This window comes from Desulfatibacillum aliphaticivorans DSM 15576 (assembly GCF_000429905.1).
Classification (GTDB): Bacteria; Desulfobacterota; Desulfobacteria; order Desulfobacterales; family Desulfatibacillaceae; genus Desulfatibacillum; species Desulfatibacillum aliphaticivorans.
Genome location: NZ_AUCT01000003.1, coordinates 22093 through 38017 on the forward strand (window position 1 = coordinate 22093; position 15925 = coordinate 38017).

Consider the following 15925-nt stretch of genomic DNA (forward strand, 5'->3'; position numbering starts at 1 on the left):
CAGGCTTCGTTCCTTGAAAAAAATCCTTGGGCCGCTCTTGTATCATGAAAGAAGATTGTGCTAAGGTATGCGTACGCGACTTGACAAGCGATTTGTAAGCGTAAAATTTTTATAGTGAGTATTTCCAATAAGTTCCCCATGAAACCAGACATCGACATTCGTACCATGGAAGAGGCCATGAAAAGCGGAGCGGCGGACCTGGATTCGCTGTTCGCTCTGGGCGATCTGTATTTTGCCCAAGGCAGGCATTACGACCTGCTGGACCTGTGCAACCGCATGGCTCTCATGCCCCTGACCCAGCTGGATCTGGCCACCGTCCTCTCCTACAAAGGGGTGACCCACGTCTGCCTGAGCCATTGGGAGGCCGCCACGGACGCGTTCCTGCAGTCTCTGGACGCTCTGGAAGACGTTCCTGAGAACCTGGAGGAGGTGGTTTCGCTCAAAGGGATGAATTATTACGACCTGTCCCTGTATTGCCAGGATCTGGACAAGGCGGACGACTACGGGGAGCTTGCCCTGAAATATCTCACCATTCTGGCCCATCATTATCCTGACTATCCGCATATGCCCAAGGTTTACGCACACATAGCTGATTTGCATCACAGCATGGGCGAACTGGACGAGGCCATGGTCTATTACGGGCTTTTTTACGAAGCCAGCCACGAAACCGAGGACAAGGTCTGGGCCATGACCGGCATGGCCACGGTGTACGGCTTTTTGAGCAAAATCGACAAAGCCCTGGACATGTACAACGAAGCCCTGGCCATTGCGAACACCAAAGCCTTGAAGGCCAAGGTCTTCTACGACATGGGCGAAATGCACTACCGGCTGGAAAATTACAAGGAAGCCAAGTCAGCCCTGGAAACCGCCATGCAATATCGGGGTCAGGACCCGGCGCTCAGGCAAAACCAGGAATTTGAAGTCAGCATTTTATGGCGTTTGGGCGCCATCGCATTCGACCAGGAAGAAGACGATGAAATGGTCCCGCTTCTGGAGCGGGTTTTGGACCTGGTGGACCCTGCCCACACCTATTATGCGGACGCCAACCTGCGCCTGGGCCATTATTATCTGCAGCAATGCCGCTACTCCACGGCGTCAGGCTATTACAATCATGTGCTTCTCTCCCCGGCCGCCAGCGCCGAGGAAACCATCATCGCCAAAGACTCCCTGGCCAGCATTCCCCTGAAAAAACCCGCGATGTTGCATTGATTTTGGCTGTGCTTTAACTTATAAAATGGTTTAATCACCACGAAATCTTTTGACTATTTCATAGCATCATGATAAGTCGATAGTGAAGTGATAATTACTATATAATTAAAAGTTTTCGGAATTATTTTTATCGATAAGCATCTTCAATCATAGTGAGTTTCAATTATTGATTGTATTTGCACAGAAAATCACTCTTTTGGAGGCGGTATGAGAGAGACGCAAGCTCGAGAACGCTATGTCGATGGGGGAGTGTCTGAAGATTTTAACGTTGTGCTGCCATGCTCGCCTGACAATTTTGTCAGTTTTATTTCCAGTCTTTTGGGCAAACCTCAGAGCATTGAAAAGGTAATTCATGGAACATTTTCTATAAATGCTCATGATATAGAAGACCTTTATCACACAGTTGACCAGCGCATCCAACAACAAAATCAAGCTAAGTTGGTCCAGTTTTCTGTAAAAATCGTTTACAATGACGATTCTTCCATAATGCTAAATAGCCTAACAGATTTTTTACACTACAGAGAGATGAGACCACTTGTTTCAACCTCTGTCCATCTAACATGGATTTATCTCATTCAATTCCAGGATAAAAAACACCCTGAAAAGCAACAAATTGACCTCACAATTGTTGCCGATAAAGGCACAGCTGTATTAAACGAATCGCTCTATGATCCAATCGCTTATCCAATATTCATGTGGCGTTCAAAAAGTTTTATCATGTTTCGTATTGACCATACTGCACGCACATGGGCAGTGGATATTGAATCACTACTATCAGGCCAAATTGAAAATATGGTTACAGAGGAAGAAGGCCTGAGAAAAATTATTTCTGACAATAATGTTAAGTTCGGGTTAGGAGTAGCAATAATTTTCCTTGTAATCGTCTTTATAGGAGCTTACTTTTCCACTAATAATTTTATTAACCAGCACTTAGAACATGCTTCATCACAGTTTGAACTCCTTAAAGGGGCTTCAAATGACGTTGGCTATAGAATCGATTTTTTGGTGGACTTGATAATTAAAGGAACTACACAAAGATTTCATTTTATTGTGGGTTCTTTCATTCTTTTATCAATTATTGCTTCATTTTTTGTTTTTGCATTCACTGCATCATTAGCTGACAATAGACCTGCAAGTTTTGTTCTTTTATCGAAAAAGTCTGAAGAAGCAAAAGAAAAATATCTAAAAAAGAGAAATAAAGAATGGTATGTTCTTATAGGGACAGCTCTTCTTAGTATTTTTTTGGGGATAATGGCAAATATTCTGTTTGCTCTGTTGTCCAGACATTGGATGCTTAGTTAATTTTTCACATAAAATTTTGAAGACCATTAATAATAGATGTCACTATAATCCATTATGTGTGGTAGTCAAAAACCAATCAAATAATCAGAGGACGAAGGATTCCCTTTTTGATTTTCACGAGGCTCCGCCATTACCAAGAGTTTCTATAGGGGGTCTGGGGGACAACTTTTTTCAAAAAGTTTCCCCCAGGATTTTTAATATCATTCCAGGTTTTTCGCTCTTTTCAATCGGTTCCTTTCAGCTCAAAATCCCTGGTCGGAGTCCAGGGCGAATTTCATGGCGATGACCGAATAGGCCGTGGCCAGGGGTTTGACGTTTTCCCAGTAGCGGTTGCTTGGGTTTTGCCAATATCCCTCGGGCTTCTGGATGGAGACCAGCTTGGAAACAAGGTCCTCCCGCCAATGATGCTCCTGGCCCAGGGCGTCGGTGAGGGTGTCCTCTCCCAGGGCGGCCATGCATTTGGAAAAAGTCATGTAATAATAGAATATGGAATAGGTTCCAAAGCCGGGGTTGAAATCCAGGGTGTAGTTGTTCTGGATCCACTCCACGGCTTTTTGCACCCGTTCGTCGTTTTTGTCCACGTTGGCGTACAAGAGGCTTTTAACCCCCGCGTAGGTCATGGAGCCGTAGGAATGGCTCCGATCCTGCTTGTAGGTTCCGGTCTCGTAGATGAAGCCGCCGTCCTTGCCGGCGTAAGGCATGTCGTTGACGGATTGCAGATTTTGGCAGCGGTTGACGAACATGAGCGCTTTTTTCCAGTGCAGGCCAAGCTCCTGTTCGTCGGACTCAATGTTTCCGGCCTGGGCCAGAAGCACGCCGGAAAACTGTTTTTCAAAGCCTTCGGCCGCCCGGATGGCTTCCAGGGCGAGTTGGGTGTTGGACATATCCGGCCTTGTATCGCCGCCGTAGCCAATCCCTCCGTAATAGGGATTGGATTGTTGGATGCCTTCCCCTTCGTCCAATTGGAATTGGATCAAAAAGTCTTTGGCGCCGGTGATGGCTTTTGCATATTTTTTATCCTGGGTGCGGGTGAGGGCCATGAGGCAGACGGCCGTGACGTAGTTGCGGTATTCCTTTCTGTAGATGCCTCCGTCGGGCTGCACAAACTGGGTGAGGTAGTCCAGGCCCTTTGCAATGGACGTTTCCGCCTTTCCGTCCGGATCGTAGCCCGGGCTTAGCAGCAGGCTGTACACAACCAGGGCGGTGATGGCGGGATCTTTGCTCCAGGATCCGTCCTCCTCCTGGCTGCCCACCAAAAATTCCGTGGCGGTCTGCAAACTATGAGCGGCGGATTTTTCCAAGGACACGCTGACAGGAGAGATTCCGCCGGAAGGCATTTTAACGGATTGGCCGGAGCAAAGCCCCAACCCCACGCCGAAAACGAAAAAGATGACCAAGCCCATGACCAGGCATTTTGATTTCATGAAAAGTCCTCCCCTATTATTGTTCTGCACTTCGTCTTCATGATCTTCATTTATACGCTTCAAGGACCAGTTCAAACTCCTGATCCTTTTTCAACTCCTTGTTCTTCGGGTTCATGACAAAGCCCAACTCCCCCCGGTACGGATTGCCCCGGTCCGAAAACAGGTTGACCACCGCCGAGTCGTCCGGCCACATGGCGATATGGCTCAGGCTGATGTCGCCCACGAATCTGCCGTCTTTGGTAAACCGGCTTCCGGTGAAGACCCATAGCAATTCGCCTTTATCCTTTTCCCTGTCATGGATGAACTCATCCAGTTGCAGGATTTTTTCACCGCGCGCTAAGGAGATGCGAACCAGGCTGTTTTTATGCTGCGCCAAAAGGGCTTCCCGGCCGCTTTCATTTCTTGCCAGCTCGAGAAGTTTATTGTAATCTAAAGGCTCAATTCCAAGCAGCAGCAGTGTAAAATTTAGTTTTGAAGGCAGTAGGTTATCCACTTTAAAGGCGCTTTCATACGCCTTTCCATGATCATCCACCATCAAGTATTCCAGGACGCCCTGATCAATTGCCGTTCTGACCTTGATAGTCGCCTGCTTGGACCTTTTGTTGATGGTAAGCGGGCCCATTTGGATGAAGTTTTCGGCCGTTTTTTCCGGTCCGGGATCGGCGCCCGTATCTGAAGATGACAGGCCTATGCCGTTTGTAAGCAATAAGGATAGTAATACGGAAAAACACAATCCGGCGCAGCGCCATTTTTTGGACGATAACTGCATAATTTCCCCTAACATTCGTGCATGGTTCGGGAGGCGATTGGTGCTTGGAATAACTAGTGCACAATAGCATACCGAAAATCTTTAGTGACAGTTTTTTTTCAGAACAGGAGAGCGGCCGTAATGATGAGGACTTTGTTGTGCATGCTTGTGTTGGCTTTGATCATGTCATCCGCGCAGGCGGCTTTTTGCCAGGACGTGGAGTTGGAACCGGTAGTGGCCACCGCCGAAAAGTGGGAGGAAAACCCGCAAAAAACACCGATTTCCATGACTTACCTTTCCGAGGGGCAAATTGAGGACGGCGGGGTGCGCGACGCCCGGGAAATGAGCCGGTTCATCCCCAACGCCTATATGGGCGCCACGGGCACGGAAAACGTGCTGACCATCAGGGGGATATCGTCCTTTGACACGGCTCTATTCTCCCCTGCCGGTTTTTTCGTGGACGGCGTCAGCATGCCTTTGCACTACATGTACAACATGGACCTGCTGGACGTGGAGCGCGTGGAAACGCTTCGGGGGCCGCAAGGGACTTTGTACGGACGCAACAACGAATCCGGCCTGATTCACGTAATCACCCAGAAGCCGTCGGATCAACTGCGCGCCAAGGTCTACGGGGAGTACGGCAGCTTTAACAGCTATCGGGTCGGCGGCAATGTGTCTGGTCCTATCGTCAAGGAGAAGTTTCAGGCTGGCCTGGCCTTGCAGCAGCGCAATTCCGACGGGTTCATGGAGAATTTGTACAACAACGACGATGAAACGGCCAAGAAAGACAGCTTTACCGGACGCATCGCCTTGAGGGCGCAGCCGGCCCCGGCCTGGGACATCAACCTGAACGCGGACCTAATGGAGACGGACGACGGCCTGGGGGTCTACCGTTACATGACCGGCCCCAACGCTACGGATTTTAATAAAATCAACCAGGACGCAGACCTATACTCCGAGCAGTCGGGAAACGGCCAGACCCTGTCCATTGATTTTAAGAATGAATACGTCCATGTCACGTCCATCACAGGATTGCGCGACTACGAGCACGATTTTGCCACGGACAACGACTTCTCCCCCATGCCCTTCGCCAGTGCTGACTTCTCGTATCAGGACGACAGCTTCAGCCAGGAGTTGCGTCTTGCCTCGCCGGACAGGCACGGCCCCCTGAAGTGGCTGGCGGGCGCTTATTTTTTTTCGGAAGACACCGAAGTGGACTATAATCGCGCCGCCAACTGGCATCTTGTCACCAACATGGAAACCACGGGAGCCGCCGGATTTGGGCAGGCGGTCTGGTCCATTACCGACTTTTTGCGTCTCACCGGGGGACTCCGCTTCGATTCCCAGGACATGGACGGCGCAATGCATGATCTTTCCAACAAAACGACTTTCAGCGAAAGCATGGACCACGAGGAATGGCTGCCAAAAATTTCGTTTAGCTGCGACGTCGCGGAATCGGCCATGATTTACGCCTCGGCGGCCAAAGGTTTTTTGGCCGGCGGCTATAATTACGGGATGTCGCGCACGGCGTCGTCCTTTACTTACGGCCCGGAATACACGTGGAATTACGAAGCGGGTTTGAAGGCGACGATGTTTAACGGCAAGTGCGACTTCAGCCTGGCGGGATTTTACATTGATATCGACGACAAACAGGTTTTTGACGTGGATCCCGCTATTTTCGCCACGGAAATCCGCAACGCCGCTTCGGCCCACAGCTCGGGCTTTGAGGCCGAAGCCAGAGTCCGCCCGATCCATGGGCTGGACATATTCGGAAACATCGGTTGGGCCGAATCGCGGTTTGACGATTGGACGGCCACGGAGTTCAACAGCACCTACACGGGGCTTATCAAATACGACTACGAAGACAAGAAGCTGCCCAGCGCCCCCAAGTACACAGGCCTTCTGGGCGCCATGTACAGGCATAAAACAGGCCTTTTCCTCCGGGGGGATGTTATGTTCACCGGAGAATTTTACGCAGACGCCAAAAACACGGCCAGACAAGGCGCTTATGAACTGGTTAATTTGCGAACGGGGTACGAAGCGGATCATTTTGACGTGGTTCTGTGGTGCGAAAACCTTTTTGACCAGGAATATGAAAAAATCAAGTACGCCTGGGGCGTGAACGAGTTAGCCATAGATGGGGCGCCTCGCACTGTTGGGGTATTGATAAGGCTTAGGGTGTGATACCTGCCTCTATTGATTTTTCCCATGAAAAACCAGCCATTTTTCTTGAGAGCCGTAAAAAAGCAGCCATTTATGACGCATTAGAAATCCCTTGACCTGCCAGGAGAACAGCCAGATAATTTACTACTGAACTCCCAAGGACGCGACTCCCGCACCAGGGATGGAATCGGGCGATATTGAGAAGCATTTTTTCCTGATCCGGGATAGTTGAACTGAATAATCACTTGCTGACTGTTTGTTGTTCCCGCTTTTTTCAGGCATGTTTTTTGTTTGGAGGTGCGACAATGAAGAAACGCTTGGCGATGTACGGCATCGTATTCTTGGCTTGTTTTTTTCTTTCATCCCCGGCTGGATTTGGGGCTGTCATCAGCTCAACGGAACTCATAGAAGGAGGACAGGCCTATCTCCTGTCGCAACAGGCCGGAGACGGGTCCTGGACGGACGATTATCAGGGAGAACCCACCACCAGCACAGCCCTGGCCTTGGCCGCCCTGATAGACACCGGCGTTTCCAAGGATCACGAAGCCATAAAAAAGGGCGTTGATTACCTATTAACCCGGTTTAACGGAGAATACTTCGACGCCAGCTCCTCCTCCCACTTCACGTACTGCAACGGGGCGGTGGTCATGGCCCTGTCCATGTACGCCGCTGACAATCCGGTGACAAGAACCGTGGTAATGTCCGCCACGCAAAGCCTGCTGAACACCCAGTACATCAACCCCAGCAGCAATGGCCACGGGGGGTGGTATTACTACAACTACCCTAGCTCAAACGGCGACTTGTCCAACACTCAGTTCGCCGCCATGGGGCTTTACTACGCGGAGCAGTATCTTGGCGCAATACAGGATGCAGCCGAAGAAAGTTGGAAGGACGCGCTGTACACCTACCTCACCAAGGACTACAACTCCACCACCGGCGCCAGCGGATACAGGCCCGGCTCCACCAGCTACATTCCGGCCATGACAGGCGCATCGCTTTGGTGCATGTCCCTCATCGGGCATGAAACCGACCCCATCGCCGTCGGCAGCGTGGTTTCAGGTTCGGAAACCCCAGGAAACGTGGGTTGGTTTGAAAACAATTACGACTGGGAGGATCCCTACGGGGCGCCTCAATATTATTATTTGTACGCCTGGGCCAAAGCCCTGACCGCCGCCATAGGCACGGAAAACAAGGTCGGGGAGCATGACTGGGTGGATGACATGGTGACAGTCCTGGCCAGCTTGGCTATTCCGGTCGCCAGAAAAGACGAAACCCCGATATACTATTGGGACAGCAACGACTCCCTGGACGGCGGCAACATCATCGCCACCTCCTGGGCTATGATGTCCATGGCTTTCGCCGACATCAACGTGGAAAGCCCGGAGAAGCGCGTGAGCGACGTGCCCGAGGCGGAAGGTGAAATCGATTATCCCATCCGGGGCCTGCTGACTCTCAAGACGGAAGGGGGAGTCACCATCACGGGCGCCAAACGCAGGCTGGCCGACCTCTTCCGCTGGAAGGGCAAGAGCAGGCTAAAGCTGCCCGTGGGCGCGGTGGAATTCGTGCTTCATCACGTCCCTGTGGGCGGACAGGCTAAACTGACCATCAAGCTGCCCAGAGACGCCGTGAGAAACGACGTGGCTGACAGCTTTGTGGACGAAAACGGCGATCCCAAGCCCTATCTGAACTGGTTCAAGATCCAGAACGGAGAATGGAAGGGAGTCACCCCCATTGAAGTGGACCCGGTCGCGGAAACCATTACGGTTTGGCTCACCGACGGCGGGCCGGAGGATGCGGACGGCGTCGCCAACGGCGAAATCGTGGACCCGGGCGCTCCCGGCATAACGGACGGCCCGTTGGTGGAAGAGGCGGCCGCCGAAGCGGCTGAGGTGGAGTTCGGCACGGAAAGCTCCGACTCCATCTGCTTTGTTAAGGCTCTGAAATAAAAAAGCCGGCGTCACCCAGAGACAATCCTATGACGAAGGAACCTAACAGGGGAGAGCCAAGCGCTTTCCCCTGTTTGCATTTCAACAAAAGATTACGCCGGAACCGGGACGCCTGCGGGCGGAAGCACTGGCCGGGCGCCGCCCGGGCGTTATTAACGCCGGGCGATAAAAAGATTAAGTTGTATGGCCGTATGGAATAAAGATAAATTTATTCAACAAGATAGCAATCAACACCATTCCCCGGGAGTCAAGTTGAAGCTGAAACCATGCATTATATTTGCAAGCCTTATGTTCGCTGCGGCGATAGCCGTTTGCGGCCCTGCTAATGCCGACGCCTCAAGCAGAACCAATATTTTGTTCGTGTTTTCCTGGCATCAGGGCATGCCTTGGCAGGTAGAGATTGAACATGGGTTTAAAGAGCATTTGAAAAACAATGCCTCAAATGCAAATTTATTTTTTGAATATATGGACGCCGGGCGCTTCAATAGTATGCACCATCCTGATATCTTTGAGAAATATTTGTTGGAAAAATACAAAGACCATCAAATGGATTACGTTATTTTTGAAAGCGGACCCGCCAATAAACTTTTTTATTATTATCCGGATTTATTTGAGAATTCCAAAAAATATATTGTAAATCCAAATCCTATTCATGGAGGCCTTCGTAATGATGGGTCCACGGTAATTCCCGTAACAGCCGATTATGAAAAAACAGTGCAACAGCTTTTGGCAGTCAGCAAAGGCAAAACCATTTACTTGGTTGCTGGAGCTACAGAAGCCAGCAAGGAAAGAGTTCAGAAAACTACCGAAATTACTTTAGCGTTAGCCCCCAAAAAAAGAGTTGTTCCTCTGATTGGCCTGCCCATGGGCCAGTTAATAAAAAAAGTCTCAAATTTGGAACCTGACAGCGTAATTTTTTATCTTCTGTTTTTTGAAGATGGAAAAGGAAATAGCCATATACCCTATGACGCCGCCAAACAAATTTCCAGTCACGCCAGCGTCCCGGTATACAGCCTTTGGACTTCATTAATGGGGAGCGGCATTGCCGGCGGATATATGCTTAGCGGAGAGCTGGTCGGTAAAAAAATCGCCGCCATAATAACGAATCCGGACCTCGCAAAGAAAACCGATTACACAAATTTGGCGGATGAGTTCCACGGGTATTATTATGATTGGCGCCAGCTAAAACGTTGGGGCATTGAAGAAAAATCACTGCCGCCCGGCAGTAAAATACTGTTCAAGGACATGACGTTTTTCGAGCGTCACCGCCGTGAAATAGTGTTTGGTTCGTTGTCTCTTGTTCTTATAATTTCCTTCATTTGGATTGGAGCGTTAAGCAAGGAGATTTCCAAAAGAAAAAAAATTGGGCGAGAATTGCAGTATAGTGAAAACAGATACCGAGGCCTTTCCGATGCATCATCTGAAGGAATTTTGATTACTGAAAAGGAAAAAATTGTCGATATTAACAGGGCGTTGGAAGAAATATTCGGCTATTCCCTGGAAGAGGCCGTTGGCATGAATGCAGTCGATTTGATGGCCTCCAGTGAGCGGGAAGATGTCCTAAAAAAAGTGTTGTCCGGTTATGAAAAATCTTATGAAACTCTTGGCCAGAAAAAAGATGGGTCGATATTCCCCATTGAAATTCATGCTAAAATGGTTTCCTTCCAGGACCGCCAAGTGAGGGTCGCAGCTATTCGTGACCTAAGCGAGCAGAAAAAGGCCCAAACGTTATTGATGGAAAGTGAAAAAAGGCTGATAGAAGCGCAAAAAGTTGCAAAAATGGGTTACTATGTTTTCAACATAAAAACAGGACATTGGACAAATTCCCCCGAACTGGATAAACTTTTTGGGATAGGAAAAAGTTTTAATCGAAATATCGAGGGATGGAAGCAAATCATCCATCCGGATCACCAGGAAGAGATGATCGATTACTTGCAGGTTCATGTGATTGGAAATCATCAAAAATTTGACAGAGAGTATAAAATTATCAATCAAAGCGACCAACAGGAATATTGGGTGCAAGGTATAGGAGACTTAAAACTCGATGCTGACGGCGCCGCATTGGAACTGTTCGGCACGATTCAGGATATTACGCAGCGTAGACAAATGGAGAAGGCATTGCGGGAAAGCCAACAGAACATGGCGTCCATATTAAACAATACTCATGATTTGATTGTAAGACTTGATCGTAATTTCAGACATATCTTCGCCAATCCCGCCCTGTACGCCGCGACTGGTCTTTCTCCGGAAGAGTATTTGGGGAAAACCAATGAAGAAATAGGAATGCCGGAAGAGCTTTGTCATTTTTTTGAAACCAAGCACGAAAAAGTTTTAGCAACAGGAGAGCCGGAAGTCTTTACATTTGGTTTTAGGGCTCATAATGAGAGATTTAGGGAATTTCAAGCTGTCGTAACTCCGGAATTCAATGCAGATGGAGAGGTTGAGACGATCATCAACATCATGAGGGATATTACGGAATTAAAGCAGGCGGAATCCGAAAAAAACAGAATCATTAAGGAGCTTGAAAAAACCCTGTCCGAGGTAAAAACCTTGCGGGGATTGATCCCGATTTGCTCCAGGTGCAAAAAAATTCGCGACGATCAGGGATATTGGAATAATCTGGAAACGTTTCTCGAGGAGCATTCCGATGCTTCTTTCAGCCACGGCATGTGCCAGGGATGTCTGGAAGAACTATATGGTCAAGAGGATTGGTATATTAAAAGAAAGCAAAAGGAAGAAAGTCAGCTGTAAGGGGTTATCCGGTGCACGCCATTTAAAAAGGCCGTGAAAAATGCTTCCACGGCCGCCAAAATCCTTTATGTTAAATGGGCCTTAGTCGGTGTAGTCGTATTTGGCCAGTTTGCTGTGCAGGGTTTTTCGGGTGATGCCCAGCCTGCGCGCCGCCTCGCTTTTGTTGCCGTCCACGGCCTTGAGGGTCGCCAGAATCGCTTTTTTCTCCACTTCCTCCAAAGACTGGAGAATGGGCTCCTGCTCTATCTGCTCCATGGGCTCGTCGTCGCATACGGGTCCGCAAATGCTTAAGGGCAGCTCCTTTTCCGTAATGAAGTCTCCGGTCAGGAGAATAACCGCCCTTTCCATGGCGTTTTCCAGTTCCCGCACGTTTCCCGGCCAGGGATGCTTCAACAGCATGTCCATGGCCTGGGGGGTTATGCCTTTGACGTGCTTCCGGTTTCTTTCCGCAAATTTTTCCAGAAAATACTGAGCCAGCAGATGAATGTCCCCGTCCCTCTCCCGCAGGGGGGGGATGCGGAGCGTCACCACGTTCAGGCGATAAAACAAATCTTCCCGGAACTTGCCTTCCGCCACCTCCTGCTCCAGGTCCCGGTTGGTGGCGGCGATAATGCGGACGTCCACCGTGACCGTCGCGTCGCTGCCCACCCTCTGGACCTCTTTTTCCTGGATGGCGCGTAAAAATTTGGCTTGCATGGTCAGGGGCATTTCGCCGATTTCGTCCAAAAACAAAGTCCCTTGGTCCGCCTGGACGAACCTGCCGTCTCTTTTCTTGTCAGCTCCGGTAAAGGCCCCTTTTTCGTGGCCGAAGAGCTCCGACTCCAACAGGGTTTCAGTAAGGGCAGCACAGTTGAGCACGACCAGGGGGCCGTCCTTGCGCTGACTTCCTTCGTGGATGGAACGGGCCACCAGTTCCTTGCCTGTGCCGCTTTCTCCGGTGATGAGGACCGTGGCTTCGGTAGGGGCGATCATGCTCACCATGTCGGTAAGCTCTTTCATGACCGAGCTTTTTCCAATAATATCCCGCAGTCCGGCGCGAAAGCCCAGGGCCTGCTTCAGCTCCTTATTTTCCTCCCTCAGGCCTGCGTATTCCCTAGCTCTCTCAATGGTCAAACGCAGGTCCTCAAAATCCAGGGGCTTGGTCAGATAGTCATAGGCGCCGGTTTTCATGGCTTCGATGGCGGACTCCACCGAGGAGTAGGCGGTCATGATCAGCACGGGAATGGAGGGATTGTACTCCTTGATGAGCTTGAGGGCCTGAATGCCGTCCATTTCCGCCATACGCACATCCATAAGAATGACGTCATAGGGGCCTTCCCGCACCATATCCACGGCAATGGATCCGTCCTCTGCGGTTTTTACGTTATAGCCCCAACTTTTAATAACCGTATAAAGGGTTTTACGGTGGCCCTCATCGTCGTCCACCACCAGAATATCGGCGTTATTTTCCAAGTTCATAGGCGCCTCGTTATTTCTGCCCTGATTTCGCCTTCGGATCCTGGGCGTTTTTTGCTCCGGGAATAAACATGGAGACCAGGGTTCCCTGGCCTGGTCTGCTTTCCACTTTGATGCGCGCGTGATGGCCTTCCAGGATTTTGTGCACGATGGCAAGGCCCAGGCCGGTGCCGGAGGCCTTGGTCGTGTAATAGGGGTCGAAAATCCGGTTAAGATCCTGGGAAGGAATGCCTTTTCCCGTATCCTCCACTTCCACGCGGACGTCGCCGGAGTCCTCCACGGCGGTGCGCACGGTCAATACGCCGCCCTTATTCATGGCGGCCATGGCATTCAGGTACAAGTTAAGCAGACATTGGGTCAGACGGTCTGCGTCGGCCATGGCAAAGGCGGGTTTTCCGCCAGGCTGGCTGATGATGTTGATATTCCTGGTCAGAGCGTCCTGCTTCACCAGTTTCAGGGAATGGGGTATCAACTCATTGATATCCATGGGCCGCAAAGTCAAGTCCGAAGGCCGGGCGAAATCCAGCAACTGGCTGACCACGCGGTTGAGGCGATCCACCTCCCGGGCCATGCCCTGGGCGATTTCCTCATCATCGGAGCCTTTGTCGAATTTCTGACTGAAATAGGTGGCCAATCCCTTGATGGAACTGAGAGGATTGCGGATCTCGTGCGCCACGCCTGCAGCAAGCTCGCCGATGGCCGAGAGCTTCTCCTGCCGGCGCACCTGCTCCTGGAGGTCCCGGACCTCCCGCAAGTCCCTCAGAATCACGATCCTGCTGACGTAATGGCCCTGCTCGCCCAGGATGTCCGAAGAACTGACGCTCAGGGGAAAAACGCCTTTGCCCTTAATCTCGCATTCGATCTCCTGCTCGGTCACGGAAATCCCTGGCTCCAAAAGATACACAAGACCTTCCATGTGCTCCGAAAAAATCTTTTTTGCGTCCCGGCCAAGGGTTTTCATGCGAGACAAGCCGGTGATGATCTCAGCGGAATGATTGAAAAAAGCCACCCGGCCCGCGGCGTCCATGGCGATAAGGCCCACAGGAAGGCTGGTCACCACCTCCTTGGCGAACGCGCTGGTATCCTGCAGCATCCGCCTGGCCACCTGATAGCTTTGCGCCCAATACAAGGCGAGAAAGCCGCCCAGCCCCATAAGGCATATGAGCCCGGCCATGAGCAGGGTGTTGCGCATATCGACGCTGCGCTCGTTTTCAAAGGGCGCCATATTCAGGCCCACAAAGATTATCTGGTCGCTGGAATCGCCCTTGGAGGAAAAGCACCAGTCCATCCGGGCCTGGCCCGTATTCGGATCCACATGCATGGTCATGCCCCGGCCCCGTATTTTTCCCTGCCCGGCCAAAGGGCAAAAGGCCCGATACACCTCAAAGGCTTTGACCTTTTTTTCCACCCCCACGATGCGCCAAAGCCCGCTGGTTGTGGTTTTCAATGCGTCGCGGGAAAAACGGTTGGGCACAGTTTGTCCAATTTTGGAGGAATTGCTGTGAGCCAAAATCTTTCCATCCTTGTCCACAATTCCTATATATAAAATGTCGGGATGCCCCGCCGCTTCCTCCAACAAGGTCTGAACCTGGTTCCCGCCCCAGCGCATGCCCATCAGGCCGGTTCTGGCGCCCGCCTCCACGGCGCGAATGATGGCGGCGCCCTTTTCGCTTAAAATATAGGACATATGATGCCGCTGCCTGTTAATGTCCCTGACGGTCATGGCCACGACGGCGGCCAGAAGAATCAAGGAAGCGCTGGCCACCACCAGGGGCGGCATGGGGGCCCATTCGTCCATGTCTCGCGATTTTTTTCTAAACAGCATGTTTGATCCTTTGCCGGCGGGTAAAATTAACCATCACAGTCTGCCCCATAATATCGCACCTGTATAATTTGTAAACACCCTGTATCCATCAAAACCGAACTTTCGGGTAAAATTGATACACTCCACAAGGGCGTTTTTGCCTTCCTCAGCCGCCAAGACAGCTCAAAAAAAACGACTATTAGCTTTAAAATCAGGCTATTAATTACTTTTTAAACCATTTGGCACGCCTGTTGCCTATACAGATGGCAAGAGCAATTACCCTGCCAAATATTAAACATGCGGCGGAAACTCTAAACTTTAAACTGGGAGACAATTACATGAAGAAGTTAGCAACCGGAGTCGTAACATTGGTCATGGTCGGCCTGTTGGCCGGATCAGCCCTGGCCTGGGAATGCTGGGGCGGCGGCCGCGGCTATGGGGCCAACTACAACAACTACAATGCCGAGAGCCTGGAGGCCCGCAACAAATTCCTAAGCGAAACAGCGGACCTTCGCAAGGACCTGGCTGCCAAACGCACCCAACTGGATGCGGTTATGTCCAGCGCCAATCCGGACGCCGAAGCAGCGGGCAAGATTTCGCGAGAAATATTTGACATCAAAGAGCAGCTCCGCGTTAAAGCGGACGCAGCCGGAATCGCCGGTCCTCTTGCGGGTAATGGCTACGGCTGCAAAGGCCAGGGAAGGCGCGGCGGCGGAAATTGCTGGCGATAGCCGTATCTTACTAGGCCTGTTTTTTCATCATCCCTAACCTCCTCTATACCTGGACCGGTTTTCGGAAAGCCTCCCCTGACCGAAAGCCGGTCCAAACATCATCGTAGTTTGGATAAGAAATATGTAAATGTATTTTTTAACAATATAACGAACAAAGTAAATTACCGCAGTATATTCTCCTCTTTATCCCCTCTTCATCCCCCGGCCCCTCTTTCCCGCATTGGGAAAGGGGGGTTGTTCATTTTGGAGGATGTCAAAGGCTTTATACCCTTATACCAAACTGCGTTTAAACAGGTAATAATACTCAAAGGTAAATCCAAAATGACGCTGGGTCCCGGCTTGCGGACGATCCTGAAAAGCGGATCGCCCTTGCCGGGATGACGATCTTTCAA

Annotated in this window: 10 protein-coding genes; 6 read left to right on the forward strand and 4 right to left on the reverse strand. The window is 50.6% G+C overall.

All coding sequences use genetic code 11. From position 1 onward, the window contains the following. The first annotated feature begins 138 nt into the window (after nt 1-138). Nucleotides 139-1209 (forward strand): tetratricopeptide repeat protein, encoded by a 1071-nt coding sequence (locus G491_RS0104405; RefSeq protein ID WP_157467972.1) that lies wholly within the window; start codon nt 139-141, stop codon nt 1207-1209. Nucleotides 1210-1416: 207 nt separating this feature from the next. Then, the gene (locus G491_RS0104410; RefSeq protein ID WP_028313723.1) at nt 1417-2511 is read left to right on the forward strand and encodes a hypothetical protein; all 1095 of its coding nucleotides are present in this window, start codon (nt 1417-1419) and stop codon (nt 2509-2511) included. Between the two features lie 242 nt (nt 2512-2753). On the opposite strand, the gene G491_RS29400 is transcribed toward G491_RS0104410, so the two are convergent. Together G491_RS29400 and G491_RS0104420 are read right to left on the reverse strand one after the other, a co-directional pair. Next, a complete protein-coding gene (locus tag G491_RS29400; protein WP_051327029.1) occupies nt 2754-3935 on the reverse strand; it encodes a prenyltransferase/squalene oxidase repeat-containing protein in 1182 nt (393 codons plus the stop codon). A 46-nt stretch (nt 3936-3981) separates the two neighbouring features. Further along, complete coding sequence (locus G491_RS0104420; protein ID WP_028313724.1) at nt 3982-4704, reverse strand: YdjY domain-containing protein; 723 nt, start codon at nt 4702-4704, stop codon at nt 3982-3984. 120 nt (nt 4705-4824) lie between these two features. Here G491_RS0104420 and G491_RS0104425 point away from each other — a divergent pair, with 120 nt between their 5' ends. The 3 genes from G491_RS0104425 (at nt 4825) to G491_RS0104435 (ending at nt 11543) form a co-directional block, all read left to right on the forward strand. Further along, a complete protein-coding gene (locus G491_RS0104425; protein ID WP_035217767.1) occupies nt 4825-6867 on the forward strand; it encodes a TonB-dependent receptor in 2043 nt (680 codons plus the stop codon). Nucleotides 6868-7151: 284 nt separating this feature from the next. Continuing rightward, the gene (locus tag G491_RS0104430; protein ID WP_028313726.1) at nt 7152-8792 is read left to right on the forward strand and encodes a prenyltransferase/squalene oxidase repeat-containing protein; all 1641 of its coding nucleotides are present in this window, start codon (nt 7152-7154) and stop codon (nt 8790-8792) included. 183 nt (nt 8793-8975) lie between these two features. Next, the gene (locus tag G491_RS0104435; RefSeq protein WP_084511309.1) at nt 8976-11543 is read left to right on the forward strand and encodes a PAS domain S-box protein; all 2568 of its coding nucleotides are present in this window, start codon (nt 8976-8978) and stop codon (nt 11541-11543) included. An 81-nt stretch (nt 11544-11624) separates the two neighbouring features. Here G491_RS0104435 and G491_RS0104440 read toward each other — a convergent pair whose 3' ends face one another. Both G491_RS0104440 and G491_RS29405 read right to left on the reverse strand, forming a co-directional pair. Beyond that, the gene (locus G491_RS0104440) at nt 11625-13001 is read right to left on the reverse strand and encodes a sigma-54-dependent transcriptional regulator (protein ID WP_028313728.1); all 1377 of its coding nucleotides are present in this window, start codon (nt 12999-13001) and stop codon (nt 11625-11627) included. A gap of 10 nt (nt 13002-13011) precedes the next feature. Then, nucleotides 13012-14823, reverse strand: a complete 1812-nt coding sequence (locus G491_RS29405; RefSeq protein ID WP_084511311.1) for an ATP-binding protein — start codon at nt 14821-14823, stop codon at nt 13012-13014. Nucleotides 14824-15140: 317 nt separating this feature from the next. Here G491_RS29405 and G491_RS0104450 point away from each other — a divergent pair, with 317 nt between their 5' ends. Then, nucleotides 15141-15533, forward strand: a complete 393-nt coding sequence (locus G491_RS0104450) for a zinc-resistance associated protein (RefSeq protein WP_012609487.1) — start codon at nt 15141-15143, stop codon at nt 15531-15533. Nucleotides 15534-15925 lie beyond the last annotated feature (392 nt).